Annotated in this window: 14 protein-coding genes; 9 read left to right on the top strand and 5 right to left on the bottom strand. The window is 42.1% G+C overall.

Features of this window, described 5'->3' with window-relative positions; translation table 11 throughout:
- Positions 1–47 precede the first annotated feature (47 nt).
- The 3 genes from AB4Z08_RS18160 to AB4Z08_RS18150 all read right to left on the bottom strand — a co-directional run bounded on the left by AB4Z08_RS18160 (position 48) and on the right by AB4Z08_RS18150 (position 3,285).
- Positions 48–1,646: a vitamin K epoxide reductase family protein gene (locus AB4Z08_RS18160; RefSeq protein WP_441575182.1), complete on the bottom strand. Its 1,599-nt coding sequence runs from the start codon at positions 1,644–1,646 to the stop codon at positions 48–50.
- Between the two features lie 382 nt (positions 1,647–2,028).
- On the bottom strand, positions 2,029–2,610 hold the full coding sequence (locus tag AB4Z08_RS18155) for a sugar O-acetyltransferase (RefSeq protein WP_441575181.1): 582 nt from the start codon (positions 2,608–2,610) through the stop codon (positions 2,029–2,031).
- Positions 2,611–2,760: 150 nt separating this feature from the next.
- Entirely contained in the window at positions 2,761–3,285 is a 525-nt protein-coding gene (locus AB4Z08_RS18150) for a dihydrofolate reductase family protein (RefSeq protein ID WP_441575180.1), read from the bottom strand.
- 229 nt (positions 3,286–3,514) lie between these two features.
- On the opposite strand from AB4Z08_RS18150, the gene AB4Z08_RS18145 reads away from it, so the two are divergent.
- The 9 genes from AB4Z08_RS18145 to AB4Z08_RS18105 all read left to right on the top strand — a co-directional run bounded on the left by AB4Z08_RS18145 (position 3,515) and on the right by AB4Z08_RS18105 (position 12,065).
- The gene (locus AB4Z08_RS18145; protein WP_441575179.1) at positions 3,515–4,387 is read left to right on the top strand and encodes an ABC transporter ATP-binding protein; all 873 of its coding nucleotides are present in this window, start codon (positions 3,515–3,517) and stop codon (positions 4,385–4,387) included.
- 3 nt (positions 4,388–4,390) lie between these two features.
- Positions 4,391–5,968, top strand: a complete 1,578-nt coding sequence (locus tag AB4Z08_RS18140; RefSeq protein ID WP_441575178.1) for a hypothetical protein — start codon at positions 4,391–4,393, stop codon at positions 5,966–5,968.
- A gap of 48 nt (positions 5,969–6,016) precedes the next feature.
- Positions 6,017–6,589 (top strand): Crp/Fnr family transcriptional regulator, encoded by a 573-nt coding sequence (locus tag AB4Z08_RS18135; protein ID WP_441575177.1) that lies wholly within the window; start codon positions 6,017–6,019, stop codon positions 6,587–6,589.
- A 79-nt stretch (positions 6,590–6,668) separates the two neighbouring features.
- Positions 6,669–6,992, top strand: coding sequence for a YdhR family protein (locus AB4Z08_RS18130; protein WP_441575176.1), 324 nt, complete (start codon positions 6,669–6,671; stop codon positions 6,990–6,992).
- A 229-nt stretch (positions 6,993–7,221) separates the two neighbouring features.
- Positions 7,222–7,968 (top strand): DUF2846 domain-containing protein, encoded by a 747-nt coding sequence (locus AB4Z08_RS18125; RefSeq protein ID WP_441575175.1) that lies wholly within the window; start codon positions 7,222–7,224, stop codon positions 7,966–7,968.
- A gap of 276 nt (positions 7,969–8,244) precedes the next feature.
- Positions 8,245–8,721, top strand: coding sequence for a hypothetical protein (locus tag AB4Z08_RS18120; RefSeq protein WP_441575174.1), 477 nt, complete (start codon positions 8,245–8,247; stop codon positions 8,719–8,721).
- 128 nt (positions 8,722–8,849) lie between these two features.
- Positions 8,850–9,413: a TetR/AcrR family transcriptional regulator gene (locus tag AB4Z08_RS18115; RefSeq protein ID WP_441575173.1), complete on the top strand. Its 564-nt coding sequence runs from the start codon at positions 8,850–8,852 to the stop codon at positions 9,411–9,413.
- A 73-nt stretch (positions 9,414–9,486) separates the two neighbouring features.
- Complete coding sequence (locus AB4Z08_RS18110; protein ID WP_441575172.1) at positions 9,487–10,452, top strand: alpha/beta fold hydrolase; 966 nt, start codon at positions 9,487–9,489, stop codon at positions 10,450–10,452.
- Positions 10,453–10,565: 113 nt separating this feature from the next.
- Positions 10,566–12,065, top strand: coding sequence for a TlpA family protein disulfide reductase (locus tag AB4Z08_RS18105; protein ID WP_441575171.1), 1,500 nt, complete (start codon positions 10,566–10,568; stop codon positions 12,063–12,065).
- A 65-nt stretch (positions 12,066–12,130) separates the two neighbouring features.
- Here AB4Z08_RS18105 and AB4Z08_RS18100 read toward each other — a convergent pair whose 3' ends face one another.
- Positions 12,131–12,457 (bottom strand): DMT family transporter, encoded by a 327-nt coding sequence (locus AB4Z08_RS18100; RefSeq protein ID WP_441575170.1) that lies wholly within the window; start codon positions 12,455–12,457, stop codon positions 12,131–12,133.
- 76 nt (positions 12,458–12,533) lie between these two features.
- A complete protein-coding gene (locus AB4Z08_RS18095) occupies positions 12,534–13,097 on the bottom strand; it encodes a Crp/Fnr family transcriptional regulator (RefSeq protein WP_441575169.1) in 564 nt (187 codons plus the stop codon).
- Positions 13,098–13,212 lie beyond the last annotated feature (115 nt).

The following is a 13,212-nucleotide window of genomic DNA, read 5'->3' as shown; positions in this document are numbered from 1 at the left end:
GAGAAGCAGTCTTTCTCACAACTAGTTTATGATACAATGATTTTATTTTACTGTTCCACCGCAGCGCTGAAAGATGCCGCCAATGATGGGATTAGCTGAAACATATCGCGTATGACATAATTACGTGGTAGCTGACGTCCGTTAATAAAAAAGGTAGGGGTGCCTTTTACTTTCGCTACGTTGTCCATCCAGTAGATATGTGTCTTCAACAGCTCATCTACATTTACATCAGGTATTGGCCACCATTTTAGCTGCCATTTTTCAAGGTCCATCCATTTGAACCAGTCGGACAGCATAGCGGCGCGTTCCTCATCACCGAGTATATGCATGTTTTTTTGTAAAATAGCTTTCACGGCTATTGTGAGGTCATTATCCGGATTGTCGATAGGGAAAAGAAAGCGGAATTTTATGCAAAGTATTTCTTTATAGGTTTCATATAATTCATCAATAATCTTATGTGCTGTTGCACATGGCCCACAGTATGGATTACAGGCTATTGTTATTTGTACCGGAGCTTCATGGTTACCCAGCATCAGTTCCTGATTCCAGGTAGTACAATCCACGTAAGGTCGTTGGTTGGATTGATATAAATAAAGCGAGTCATTTTTCTTCCATCTCCGTAACTCAGTAGCCTGCATCAACCTTTCCCTGATATTTGTTATGAAATTTTTTAACCCCAGGAGAAAATAACACACCATTCCCAGTACCGCAAAGAAAGAGATGATATAGGGAACTGATATCCTGAAACTACTGATAGCCGGAGCTACAGACAGATAAGCCAGTATGGACTGTACAATAATTACGGCCACTATGCCCAGGCAAATGACACACCATTTTTTCAGTATGAATTGCTGTGCGTATAAACTTAATCCGGCAACTATTACTACTGGTATTGACAGGAGCAGTGCAGTATGTAGTAAGGCAGGCTGCCAGTTGGATAAAAGATAAAACAAGGATTGTGTTACGAAATATGATATGGAGGCATCTGCAATTGAAATGCCGGCAATTCCTTTGGAGTAATTGCTTCTTAGTACTGCATCGCACCCGGAAGGACTTACGGAATTACATACTTCTTTTACCGCTTTTACCTGCATCCCCATCTCTACAGAAAGTACGCCTATGCTGATCACTAAACCGGTGAGAGACAGTAGTCCCCATATTGTATTTATTGGATTGAAAGCAGGAATAGTTACGTACACAAAGGCAGATAGCAATAATAAAGCAGCCATAGCAGATAATGCTTTTATGGAACGACGCTGCCTGATCAGTCGGGTGTTTTCATCATAACTCCACGATGGCCGGTTGCCAGCGAGGAGTACAATGCCTGTCCAGTTTTTCTTTAATTGTTCCTGGTGATGCCAATCGTTGACGGTGTCTACCTGTATCATATGTGATGAACCACTGTCTTCCATGACATGGGCCAGGCAAGGGTAGTTGAACTGACTAATATGTGTATGATCACTTTGCACTACATCATAGTCCATTTTACCCAGATCCAGAAAATCGATGAGGGAAACAAGCGATGGATAATCAGGATGGGACTGCATTTCCTGGGTGATGAAACGCTGATTTACTTTAACGCCAATCTTGCTCAGCCAATTATAGGCGATTTGTTCAAACGCCGCAATCTGTTGATTCGTTTTCATAGTGGTGTATGCTATAGAATTATTTTCCCGGGCATGGCAGTAGATAGCCCGGTTTTAAAAGGTTAGATTACTGATTCGTTTAAAATGAGTACATGGATATTTTCACGGGTACAAAATGCACGATAGTTAGTTATCAAACAATCATGCGGGGATAGTCATAAGATGGCAATTTTAAATATGATGTATTTACATTCCTTTTTGGATACCTTAAAAAATAATTACTTTGAGTACATGCTTTCCGGATGTAAAATTAGGGCTTCGCCTAACGCTTCCCTAGTCTTATATTAACTACTTTTTTGCAGAAATTCACCTTGGTTTTTTTCTCTATTATATAATGAACATGGTATGAAAAATTGTCTTATACAAAGCACTTGTTATTTAATTACGGTAACGGAGGAATTTCGTTTCCTTCATCGTCAATTGAGCGAATAAACCGCGCCGGATTTCCTCCGACAAGTGTATTCGGTGGAACGTTTTTAGTGACTACCGAGCCCGCTGCTACCACTGAGTTTTCGCCTACCGTTACCCCGCCGATGATCGTTGCACCGGCTGCGATCCAGACGTTTCTCCCGATTACGATGGGCTTTCCGATGGTGGTGGTGCGGCGCTGCGAGGGGCTAAGGGGATGGCCTGTTGTGATGATGCTTACGTTTGGCCCGATCAGTACATCGTCTCCAATGTCGAGTCCGCCAAGGTCATAGAAAGTGCAGTTCTGATTAACAAAAACATTACGCCCGACACGGATTTCGTTACCGCCGGCAGTATAGAATGGTGGGAGCAGTAAAAAGCCTTCGTCTACCTCCCTGCCGATTAGTTCACTAAACAATGCGCGAATTTCAGCGGCATCATCGAACGTTAAGCGGTTAAGTTTGCTGGTGATGGACATCGCCCGTTTTACATTTGCCAACATCGCCGCTGATTCCGGTGTCCTATTCTTAATTATCCTGGTACGATCATCATTCATTATTCGCTGTTTTCTTTAGTCTATAGTAGGCAGAAGTCCTGAAAAATGATTTTCCTTCTTCTTATTTATTATTGCAACTTTGTTGCGATAGTGATGGTTGTTACTATGATTGCCGGTCGTCAGCATCCATGTCAACGACTGCGGCCATGGTTAAATCAGGATGTTTTTCACTTCATAATGTAATTGAACGGTATTGCCGTTTAATTTTTTCACGTCCGACAGCGACAATTTACATTCAAAATCTGCCTCATTCACTAACGGTAGTCCCTTACCAAAGAGTACTGGTTCTACTACCAGGATGATTTCATTTACCAACCCGGCTTTAACAAATGCATCTACTGTTTGAGTGCCGCCGATGATCACCGCTTCGGTATGTCCTTTAGCGGCGAGTTGTGCAATGATTTTTTCCGGACTATCACTGGTAAGCAATACATTGGATTGGGATGGTGTTGCCTTGGTATCATGTGTTAACACCACCAGCGAACCGCTATCTTTCAGGGGGAGGTAATCAGGCGACAGGATGTTGTAAGTAGTTTTTCCCATGATGACGGCTTGCGTACGTTGGCTGATGGCCATGAACCCCTGTCCGTATTCCTGCGACAGCCAATCCGGTACATTTCTGTTGTTACTGATCATTCCATTAGCGGAAGTAGCGAGGTAAACGATGATTTTCATTTTGTAAGTTTTATAGTGATGACTATTGTTATCGTTGTTTTATCAAATAATATTATAACAAAGTAGCTTTTGTAAAGCAAAAATACTTTGATTAGGTAGATGATATGCACCCTATACGCGACATTCTACGGGAGATTTGCGACACAATGACGGTCGTTGCTGGTATTTTATTTCTTTTATAATGCAACCTAAGACTGGGTTCCGTGTCTTTTGCATTATAAACCATCATATGATTCTGGAGATCAATCATCTCACCAAGAGATATAACAAGCATAAAACAGGGCTTACAGACTATTCCATTACACTCGAAAATGGCATTTTGGGGTTACTGGGTCCAAATGGGGCGGGTAAATCCACGCTGATGAAGATGATAGCTACCATCAGTAAACCTACGCAGGGTACGTTGCTTTTAGATGGTGTTGATATCGTGAATCATCCGGGTCATATACAGCAGGTACTTGGTTATCTGCCGCAGGATTTTGGCGTGTACGATCATCTTAATGCGTATGAGTTTCTGAAATATATAGCCGCTATGAAAGGATGCGGTGGTAAAGGGTTGAATCAGCGTATTGATATGCTGCTGGAAGCTGTGAACCTGATTGCCGATGCAAAAAGTCCGATAGGTACCTATTCAGGTGGTATGAAGCAACGTATAGGTATCGCCCAGGCTTTATTGAGCGATCCCAGGGTATTAATATTTGATGAACCAACCGTGGGACTTGATCCTGAAGAACGTGTAAGGTTTCGCCAGCTGATCGCAGATCTGGCGGCCGAGTGCATTATTATACTTTCATCGCATATTGTATCAGATATTGAGACCATTGCAGATGAAGTCGCCGTTATGCAAAGTGGAAGACTGATTACTAAAGGCAACCTGCAGGATATCAGGCAACATGCAACAGGTAAGATATTTGAGATCTTGCTGGACAACCGTGACTTAGCTGCTTTTAAAGATAAGTATATGGTCATTGATACCGCTAAGCAAAACGAGCGGGTTCGGGTGCGCTATATTAATCACGGTACTGACATTTTTCCTTCTTCCACCGCCGTCAGCGCCAGCTTAGAAGACGCTTACTTATTTTTAATTCAAAGCAACGCCTAGCCAGTGAAATACTTTCATAATATCGTCCTGTCCGATTACAGGCAACGTACCCGTACTTATTCTTTTCTCATCACACTGGCCATTACTGTTTATATGGCCTATCTGTTTGTTCCGCTTAATACGGCCACCTACACCACACTCAACGTTCCCGGTTTCAAAGGAGCATATAACTCTGCCTGGGTAGGCTATGTTTCCGGAATAATGACCACTGTAATGCTTTCGTTGTATGGTTTCCTTTTAATAAATAGTGGCATAAAAAAGGATATTGATACGGAAGTAGGATTAATCATTGCTTCTACATCAATTACCAATTTTGGGTACCTGTTGAGCAAGCAGTTAAGTAACTTTTTAGTGCTGCTAACCATCGTTGGCTGCACCTTTATTGTTAATGTGATCTTGTTTTTTATACGTAGTGAAGGTTATTCTTTTATTTTCAGGGATTTCATTTTGCCGTACCTGGTATTTGCTATCCCGGCCATTTTCCTGGTATCTGCGCTGGCCGTAGTAGCGGAGGTCTTTTTAGTGAAAAGGAATATTTTACAATTTATCATCTACTTTTTGCTTTTTGGAGCAGTATTAACGACACTTAGTGCCCGGGATGCCACTACCTTTGCAACTTTAATGGATCCATTGGGGTTAACAACCGTAACTCATAATATCACCAATGAAATTAATACACAATTTCAGGCAAATATTAAAAATGTATCCTTTGGATTTATTGCTAAGGGCGAAAAAACGTTCAGGGTTTTTGTTTTTGAAGGTGTTAACTGGCAGTTGCCTTTCCTGCTGAGCCGCCTGTTATGGATAAGCGTTAGCATAGGATTGGTATACGTTTCGTCTTTCTTTTTCCACAGATTTGACTTTGAACAGACGGCATCTGAAAGAAAGAAAAAGGTAGCTGATCCGCGGAAAGCTGTAGGGACAGGTATTATCCCTGCAGGAATAAACAGGTGTTCCCTACCGCCTTTGGTAACAGACTACAGCATTTTACCATTTATTAAAATTGAGCTGCTGCTGCTAATCAGAAGAGGCAACAAGTGGTTATGGCTTATTAACATTGGTTTGTGGGGAAGTATGTTGTTGGCGCCTTTAACCATTGCTCATGCTTACCTGCTGCCTGTGTTGTTGTTTTTGCAAGTGGCTCGTTGGTCGGATCTGATAACCAAAGAGAAAACAAACAGGCTTCATTATTTCACTTATGCATCTTACAGACCATTATCCAGGATATTGCCGGCACAAATCCTGTCAGCTATTATATTGGCTGTGGCACTTGCGCTGCCGGTAATTTTGCGCTATGCTATTACTTCGGATGCGTATGCAGTTATTAACATCCTGAATGGGTTGGTATTGATTATTTCATTGGCGGTGTGCATAGGAGGGATAACGGGGGGCAAAAAACTGTATGAGATTGTATTTTTCCTGCTGACCTATGCGGTGTTAAACAAGGTACCAGGCACTGATTATCTGGGTAGTATACCCCATGCCAGTTCAGGAGGCTATGCATTCCTGATACTGGCGTTAAATGTAGTTTTATTAATGATTACCTTTATTGTTAGAAAGTATCAACTCAGGCATGTATAATACATGGAATTTTGTTCTTTGTATTTTTTGGAAGAAATTTTGTTAATTATGAGGAGCTCACAACTTGCCGATTTTCTTAAGAAGAATACCCTGTTGAATGAGGAAGCAGCAGCAGATGTTGCCAGCGCCTTTAAGGTCGTAAAAGTTAATCGCAACCAGGTAATAGAGCGGGAGGGAAGTATTTGCGGTCATTTTTATTTTATTAATAAGGGTTGTCTTCGACTATATGAGGTTGATAAGAAAGGGAACGACATCACGGCGTATTTCGCTTTCGAAGATAGTTTCATTACATCATTAGCAAGTTTAATAACGCAGCAACCCTCAAGAGATATTCTTATATCCTATGAACCATCGGAACTCATGGTGATTGACAGGACATCATTTTTTAATCTGACGGAAAGATATGCCCCTTTTAGATTATTTTATAATAAGACCATTGAGTTTGCCTTTATCCATGCTCAGATGCGGATCTACAGCTTTCTGGGTATGGAAGGAATCGATAAGCTGAAATGGGTATTGGAACATGAACCGATGCTGCTGACAAGGGTTTCCAGCAAAGCGGTGGCTTCTTATTTAGGTATGACAAACTCCACACTCAGTAAATTGAAAGCCAAACTCTAAAATGTTGTCATATGACAACGTTTGCTGAGGCCCCTTCTTCTACCTTTGATTTATCATTTTAACAGCTAAAAGTATTACAATGAGTAATTCAATCAGAAGGGTTTTTCTCTATGGGGAATTTCAGACTGCTGTTCCGCAGTTTACCAGAGAATTATGGAGCACAGTAAATGAACAGCTTAAAGAAGTGAAAGGATTAGTCGGGAAAACATGGCTATTAGGCATTGGAACGCAAACCGTTGGCGGGTTTTACCAATTCGATTCTGAAGAAAATGCGAGGGAATTTGCCACGGGGTTATATGCACAACAGGCAAAAAATGCAAATGCCAGTCTGACGGTGAAAATTTTTGATGCCGATGCAGTGGAAGAAGCCAGTCGTGACATGGGATCACCCTTTTATAGATAAGCCAATATCTGCTATTTCCCCGGACGAATTAAGAACGCTCTTTTATGGTTCATGGCCATGCAGTTTCCGCTGCCATGGCCATTTGAATATATAGTTATTCAATTTTCAACCTCTTGATAGGATTAACGATCGCTGTGTTAACCATAATTTCTTAATATTGTATTTCCGGAAAGCAGCACCATGCGCCGGCAATTATCAGACTATACCAGCATTTTCAATACCTATACACATGAAACTATATTCAAAATCTGTTATCGCATTACTGCTTTTATTCAGCGTTTACATACCGGTTAATGCCGGCAGCTTTTCAGATACTACAGAGGTATTAATTATCAACAAGGAAGATATTGTGCCGGAGGGCGCCCGGAAAGTAGGTAGCGTAAAAGTAACCGATGGCGGTTTTAAAATGAACTGCGGATATGAACATACACTGGAGGAGGCGAAAGCCAAGGCCATAAAGGCAGGTGGCAATATTGTGAGGATCACAGAGCTGAAATCTCCCGATGGTTTCAGCAGCTGTTACCGCCTCTTTGGAGAAATTTACTTTCATCCCAATCTCTCCGACCTGAAGGCGGAGAAAATGAAGGCTTTGGATACCATCATGAGTACATTGCTTCCGGATACGGCTTCCTATGCCCTGTTGTATATATATCGTTCCCGATCTTCTATGGGGGCTGCTATTCCCTATAATGTAATGTTGGATGATTCAGTAGTATGCCGTGCGAAAAACAATTCCAGGTGTCTCGTTAAAGTCAGTAAAGCAGGTCTTGCCAAAATATCTGCACGTACCGAATCACGCGATGAAGTGTCAATAGACATCCGGCCAGGAAAAGTATACTTCGTGAAATGCAGCATTAGCATGGGCGCTTTTGTAGGCCGGCCTAAAATCAATGTGGTGGATGCCTACATCGGGTTGAAGGAATTTAATGCGGTGAAAGAGAAGCAAAAAGAAGAACGCGCGGATGACATGTATTAACCCCTGCACTTGATTAGTTTGATTCGTTGTTTTCCCCGCGAATCCCCTGTTTCTGCCATGATGAGCACTTCGGGGTTACATTAATAAATCATTATGCCGTGTTACTGCGGGTGTACCGCATGGATTTAATACTATATTTACTGCAGCAGGTGAACAGCCAATAGATGCAGCTTATACCAACCCAGCTGTTCAGCCTTCCGAAACCTATTGACATCAGGACTTTTGAGTGAGAGATGAAGATTGCTATTAATTATCCGAAAATAAAACCCGAACAAAATGCAAAACATTGTAAAACATCTCTCCCTGTGCATGGCCGTATTCGCATCTTTTACTGTATGTGCGCAATCGAATGCAGTTAAGCTGTTCAACAAAACAACACCTGACGCAGCGGTTGAAAACAGAGACGTAAAGGAAAAAGTAACAGGGCAGGTTTTTGTTGCCGCTAAAAAAGATGATCTGCCAAATGATCCGTACAGAAGCGCGGTGTTTACAGCGCCTGTTAATGGAACGGTAACGCTGACATTGAACATTCCTTTATGGCACGACATAAAGCAGCCATATGTTATTATTGAGAACCTGACAAAAGGTACCTGGCTGAGGTATACCACATTCCCCGGAGAAAGCACTTACAGAACTACTTCGGTCATTTTTTACGTGGGTGATCAGTATCGCTTGACGGCACATATTTCGCCCAATCCAAACGATCCTAATGATGATACTGATGAAGATGTTTTGGCGACTTTAAGATGGTAACCACAACGAGATTCAGGTATTGAAAATTTATTTTTCCGGAGGGTACCCTTTTTGGGGTATCCTCTTTTTTTTAGATAGATCACTCTATTTTTGGAATATTTCTTTACATTTGGGCTGATTTTACAATTATGCAGAAGAAGTTAAAAGTCAATGACAGGATACTGCAGGTTGCATCCGCTTTATTTTACAGACAAGGGTATAACCAAACAGGTATCAACCAGATTATTGCAGAAGCAGACATCGCAATAGGCTCCCTGTATAATCACTATCCGTCGAAGAATGCCTTATTGCTGGCCTATCTCAGGAAACAGGAAGAGGAATGGCTGGAGGGTTTTGAAGCCTTCAGTAAGGGTGCCACCACTCCGGAAGAAAAGATATTTAAGTTTATAGATTATCGGATCAGGCAGCAGCAGGACGCTGATTTTTCAGGATGCCCTTTTATTAAAATTGCATCCGAGGTGGGCGTTAGCGACCTGAATGTACTCCAGGTAGTGGAAGCGTACAAAGAAAAGCAGCGTTCTCTTTTGAATGGGTTGTTCCGGCAGATCGTATATAGTGGCCCTCTCAACCGGAAGCAACTTGCAGACAATTTGTTTTTCATGATAGAAGGCGCCACGGTAAATGCTACCATCGCCAGAAATACCCAGGGATTGGAGGGCGTAAGAAAAATCATGAAAAATATGATTCACTAATTTTTTGATTGTTTTGAAATAGAGATATCTATCTATTATTAAATTCTCCTGATAGCATAAAATTACGCTAAACATGATCCCGATCAACGAAACCTTCCATGGAACATTTCCATTCCCCCCGCATTTTTCAACCGCTGCCGGCTTCAGCATGCACTATATTGATGAAGGTACCGGCCCAACTGTGCTTTGCCTGCATGGAGAACCCACCTGGGGATATTTGTTCCGGAACCTGATAGCCAGTCTTTCCGGGGAGTACCGGGTAGTTGTTCCGGATCACATGGGTTTTGGGAAGAGTGAAACGCCTTCAGACCGCACCTATTGGTTACAGGATCACATTAATAACCTGGAGAAATTAGTACTCGATCTTGATCTTACAGGCATCACGCTTGTTATGCACGATTTTGGCGGACCCGTGGGAATGGGACTCGCAGCACGGCAGCCAGACCGGATTTCCCGTATCATCAGTATCAATGCGCCTACTCCCTTTGGTCAGCCTGACCTCGGGGAAGTGCTCAGCGCCAATGCTGCGGAATCGCCGTGGTTCCGCTGGATAGCCGGAGCCGAAAAGCAGAACCGCCTCGAGTCAGTACTTCAGGAACTTCATTTTAATATTTTAAGTACACTAAAGCTGAATGGATTTGAGCGCAACAACGTTATCACAGACACCTGGATAAACGCCTATGGTGCGCCTTTCACGACCCCGTCTGAAACAGCCGGCGCATTGGGTTGGGCCAAAGGATTTGCAACAGGCGCCCATCTTTTTGAAGTCCCTTCCTCACCGGAAGTCAGCAAAAAAATAAGTGCGCTTCCTGCACTTGCTATATGGGGCGCAGCAGATCGGACATTACATGCCAAACACTTTATCCCACTCTTTCAGGCGGTATTTCCATCAGGACAGGTATTTGAATTACAAGATGCCGGTCATTACAGCCTGGAAGATACACCTGATACCATCGGAGCGCTGGTACGTCAATTCCTGCTGTATACAAACGGTTTGGGTTATAAATATCCCAATACCAGAGGTATACATGCTGAATGACTTCATTCAGGTGGTCATTTTCATGATCCATCACATTTTCCAATGTATTCGTCACATTTGAAAGAATAGATTTATACAGGGCATATCATTGTATCGTAATTAAAATACGATACATGAAAAAACGAATGGCCCTGTTGTTATCTATCCTTATTGGAATACAGGTATCTGCCCAGTTTAAGTTAGAAGGAAGTATATTGAATTACTCCGGCAAAGCCGGGATATCAGTTAATATTCCATTGGTATATGGTTTTCATAAAGAGAACACTATAGCGGTGCCTGTCTCCCCAACAGGTAAATTTAGCATTACCCTACCTGTTGAAAGCAGGAAATTTGCCACCCTCATTTTCCAGGAGCAATTTTATTCCCTGTTACTTACCAGTGGCAAACATTTGACCCTGACCCTTGATGAAAAGGATAAAAAGCTGGAGCTGATATCGGGGAGTGCTTTACCTGAGAACAGGCTGCTGCAGCGTATTGACGTAAACGAATCACCTTCTTTTATGAACGAATCCGCACAAAGTGATGTTGGGAAGCTTTCCTTTGCAGCACTGAATACTACATTGATTCAACCTTATTTTGTAAAGCGTGATGAGAAAATTAATCGTATCAATGCTTCGGACATTTCACAGGCGGACAAAAAACTGATGGCATCAGAAGTAAAGTATATTACTTACAACTACCTGAATGATTTTGCCAGAACACAGGTTAATAACAGGGAAGTCATAGATAGTATCATCCTCAGTGTTTTTGATAACAGCATCATTAAGCCGGAGGTGTTTCCGGCAGGGCCGCAATACTACTTCTTTGCCGACAACTATCTCAGGTACCTGGAAACCAAAGCATTTTTAAAGATCAAGCAGGAGAAGATCAAACCGGAAGAATCCATTCCCTATTTCCGGATCAGTTTTGATAGCGCCAATATTATTGTAAAAAAATACGGTAAGCCATACTGGAGATGGATAGGCAGCATCAATAACTTCCCAGATGCCGTTACGGAGCAATATACTTTTCAGCAGATCGTAAATTTGTACGATAACAAAGACCTGAGACCAACGACCGCGCTTTCTGACGCATTTAAAAAGCGCTTCCCTTCCAGTAAATATAATCGGGTGATTGATCAGCGGGTGAATACATTAAAGGAACTGCTTGCTCAGAACGAATCAGATGCCCATATACAGGTGGTAAAGCAGGAGGTACAATCCGTTTATGATGTTATAAAGGATTTTAAAGGTAAGGTGGTTTACCTGGATGTTTGGGGTACCTGGTGTGGGCCATGCAAAGAAGAACTTAAACATATTCCGGCACTCAGATCCGCATTTGTAAATAAAGATGTGGTATTCGTATACCTGGATATGGATGACGATGATCGTGATACCGTTTGGAAAGAGTTTATCAAAGTAAACGGATTAAAAGGGACACATTTCCGCAAAAACAGGCAAACTATCGCGCCATTATGGAAAGAGCTACTGGCAGATAACCAGGATAAAGCGGAATATTACCCACAGTATTTCATTTTCGATAAAGAGGGAAAGCTGGCTGTAAGCAAGGCTTTCCGTCCAAGTGATAAAGCCGTGTTGTATCAGCAGATAAATACAGTTTTATCACGTCACTAAAGCAGTTCGGCTATGTATGCCCAATACCTGGTGGGTATACATAGCCGGGTGTATCCTATAGCTGCTTAGTGCGACACCGCTTTCAGACCGACAATAGAGCCTATCAATGTTACTATAAAGAACAACCGCCAAAAATGAGCCGGTTCGTTAAAGATAAGGATGCCCATCACGGCGGTACCAACTGCACCAATACCTGTCCATACCGCGTAGGCGGTTCCGAGGGGCAGGGTTTGTGTGGCTTTCATCAGTAAAAGCATACTTACTATTAATGAAATGAAAAAAGCGCCGTACCATAGATACATGGCTGTGCTTGTTGACTCCTTTGCTTTTCCGAGGCTGGAGGTAAACGCTACCTCAAATAAGCCGGCGATAATTAAAATAATCCAGTTCATGACGATTGACTTTAGAAGTGCAAAGTTCGCATGTGGCAGACAATAAAAATTTTACAAATGATAAAAATTAAGTGGTTTATTTCAATTCAGACCTGATCCTGCTCAAACTAACCTGTGTCATGCCCAGGTAAGAGGCGATATGGCCAAGCTGTACCCGTTGTAGTAATTCGGGATTGGTGGTCATCAGTTCTTTGTAGCGTTCCATTGCTGTTCTGCACTGCCGGAAAATAAGGCGTTCTTCCACTTTTATTAATTCCTGTTCCGCAAATTTTCGACCCCAATTGGCGATATGAATATCTTCCCCGAAAAGCTGATGCAGATGCTCCGTATCAATGACATATAGTTCACATGGCTCCAGTAATTCTATGCTTTCATATCCTTTTTCATCCTGAACATAGTTCTTCATAGAAATGATGGTGTCTCCTTCTTTTCCAAACCAGAAAGTGATGTCCTCATCACCCGGATTGGCATATGCCCGGACCATACCTTTTTTTATGAAGTACATTTTTGATACGATCGTGTTTACTTTAAACAGCACATGTGCTTTAGGGTAGGTTGTTTCGTGGATGTTTTCTTTCAGTAACGCTTTTGATTTTTCCGGTAGCGGATATATATTGTCAATGATAGTATCTATGTTCATAAGTTATTCGCGTTAAAGGGTGAGTACCATGAGCTGTTTTTTTAGTAATCATGGCGTATTTGGGGGCTTACATCCTGCTGAAGTCATACGCTCATTCCCCTGGGTTGTTCCCTTT

The organism is Chitinophaga sp. RAB17 (assembly GCF_052114225.1).
Taxonomy (GTDB): Bacteria; Bacteroidota; Bacteroidia; order Chitinophagales; family Chitinophagaceae; genus Chitinophaga.
This window is presented reverse-complemented; position numbering and strand designations above follow the sequence as displayed.

Excerpts from the sequence above, each read along its gene's own strand:
- AB4Z08_RS18160 (WP_441575182.1), bottom strand. The coding sequence starts at position 1,646 with ATGAAAACGAATCAACAGATTGCGGCGTTTGAACAAATCGCCTATAAT.
- AB4Z08_RS18155 (WP_441575181.1), bottom strand. The coding sequence starts at position 2,610 with ATGAATGATGATCGTACCAGGATAATTAAGAATAGGACACCGGAATCA.
- AB4Z08_RS18150 (WP_441575180.1), bottom strand. The coding sequence starts at position 3,285 with ATGAAAATCATCGTTTACCTCGCTACTTCCGCTAATGGAATGATCAGT.
- AB4Z08_RS18145 (WP_441575179.1), top strand. The coding sequence starts at position 3,515 with ATGATTCTGGAGATCAATCATCTCACCAAGAGATATAACAAGCATAAA.
- AB4Z08_RS18135 (WP_441575177.1), top strand. The coding sequence starts at position 6,017 with ATGAGGAGCTCACAACTTGCCGATTTTCTTAAGAAGAATACCCTGTTG.
- AB4Z08_RS18130 (WP_441575176.1), top strand. The coding sequence starts at position 6,669 with ATGAGTAATTCAATCAGAAGGGTTTTTCTCTATGGGGAATTTCAGACT.
- AB4Z08_RS18125 (WP_441575175.1), top strand. The coding sequence starts at position 7,222 with ATGAAACTATATTCAAAATCTGTTATCGCATTACTGCTTTTATTCAGC.
- AB4Z08_RS18120 (WP_441575174.1), top strand. The coding sequence starts at position 8,245 with ATGCAAAACATTGTAAAACATCTCTCCCTGTGCATGGCCGTATTCGCA.
- AB4Z08_RS18115 (WP_441575173.1), top strand. The coding sequence starts at position 8,850 with ATGCAGAAGAAGTTAAAAGTCAATGACAGGATACTGCAGGTTGCATCC.
- AB4Z08_RS18110 (WP_441575172.1), top strand. The coding sequence starts at position 9,487 with ATGATCCCGATCAACGAAACCTTCCATGGAACATTTCCATTCCCCCCG.
- AB4Z08_RS18105 (WP_441575171.1), top strand. The coding sequence starts at position 10,566 with ATGAAAAAACGAATGGCCCTGTTGTTATCTATCCTTATTGGAATACAG.
- AB4Z08_RS18100 (WP_441575170.1), bottom strand. The coding sequence starts at position 12,457 with ATGAACTGGATTATTTTAATTATCGCCGGCTTATTTGAGGTAGCGTTT.
- AB4Z08_RS18095 (WP_441575169.1), bottom strand. The coding sequence starts at position 13,097 with ATGAACATAGATACTATCATTGACAATATATATCCGCTACCGGAAAAA.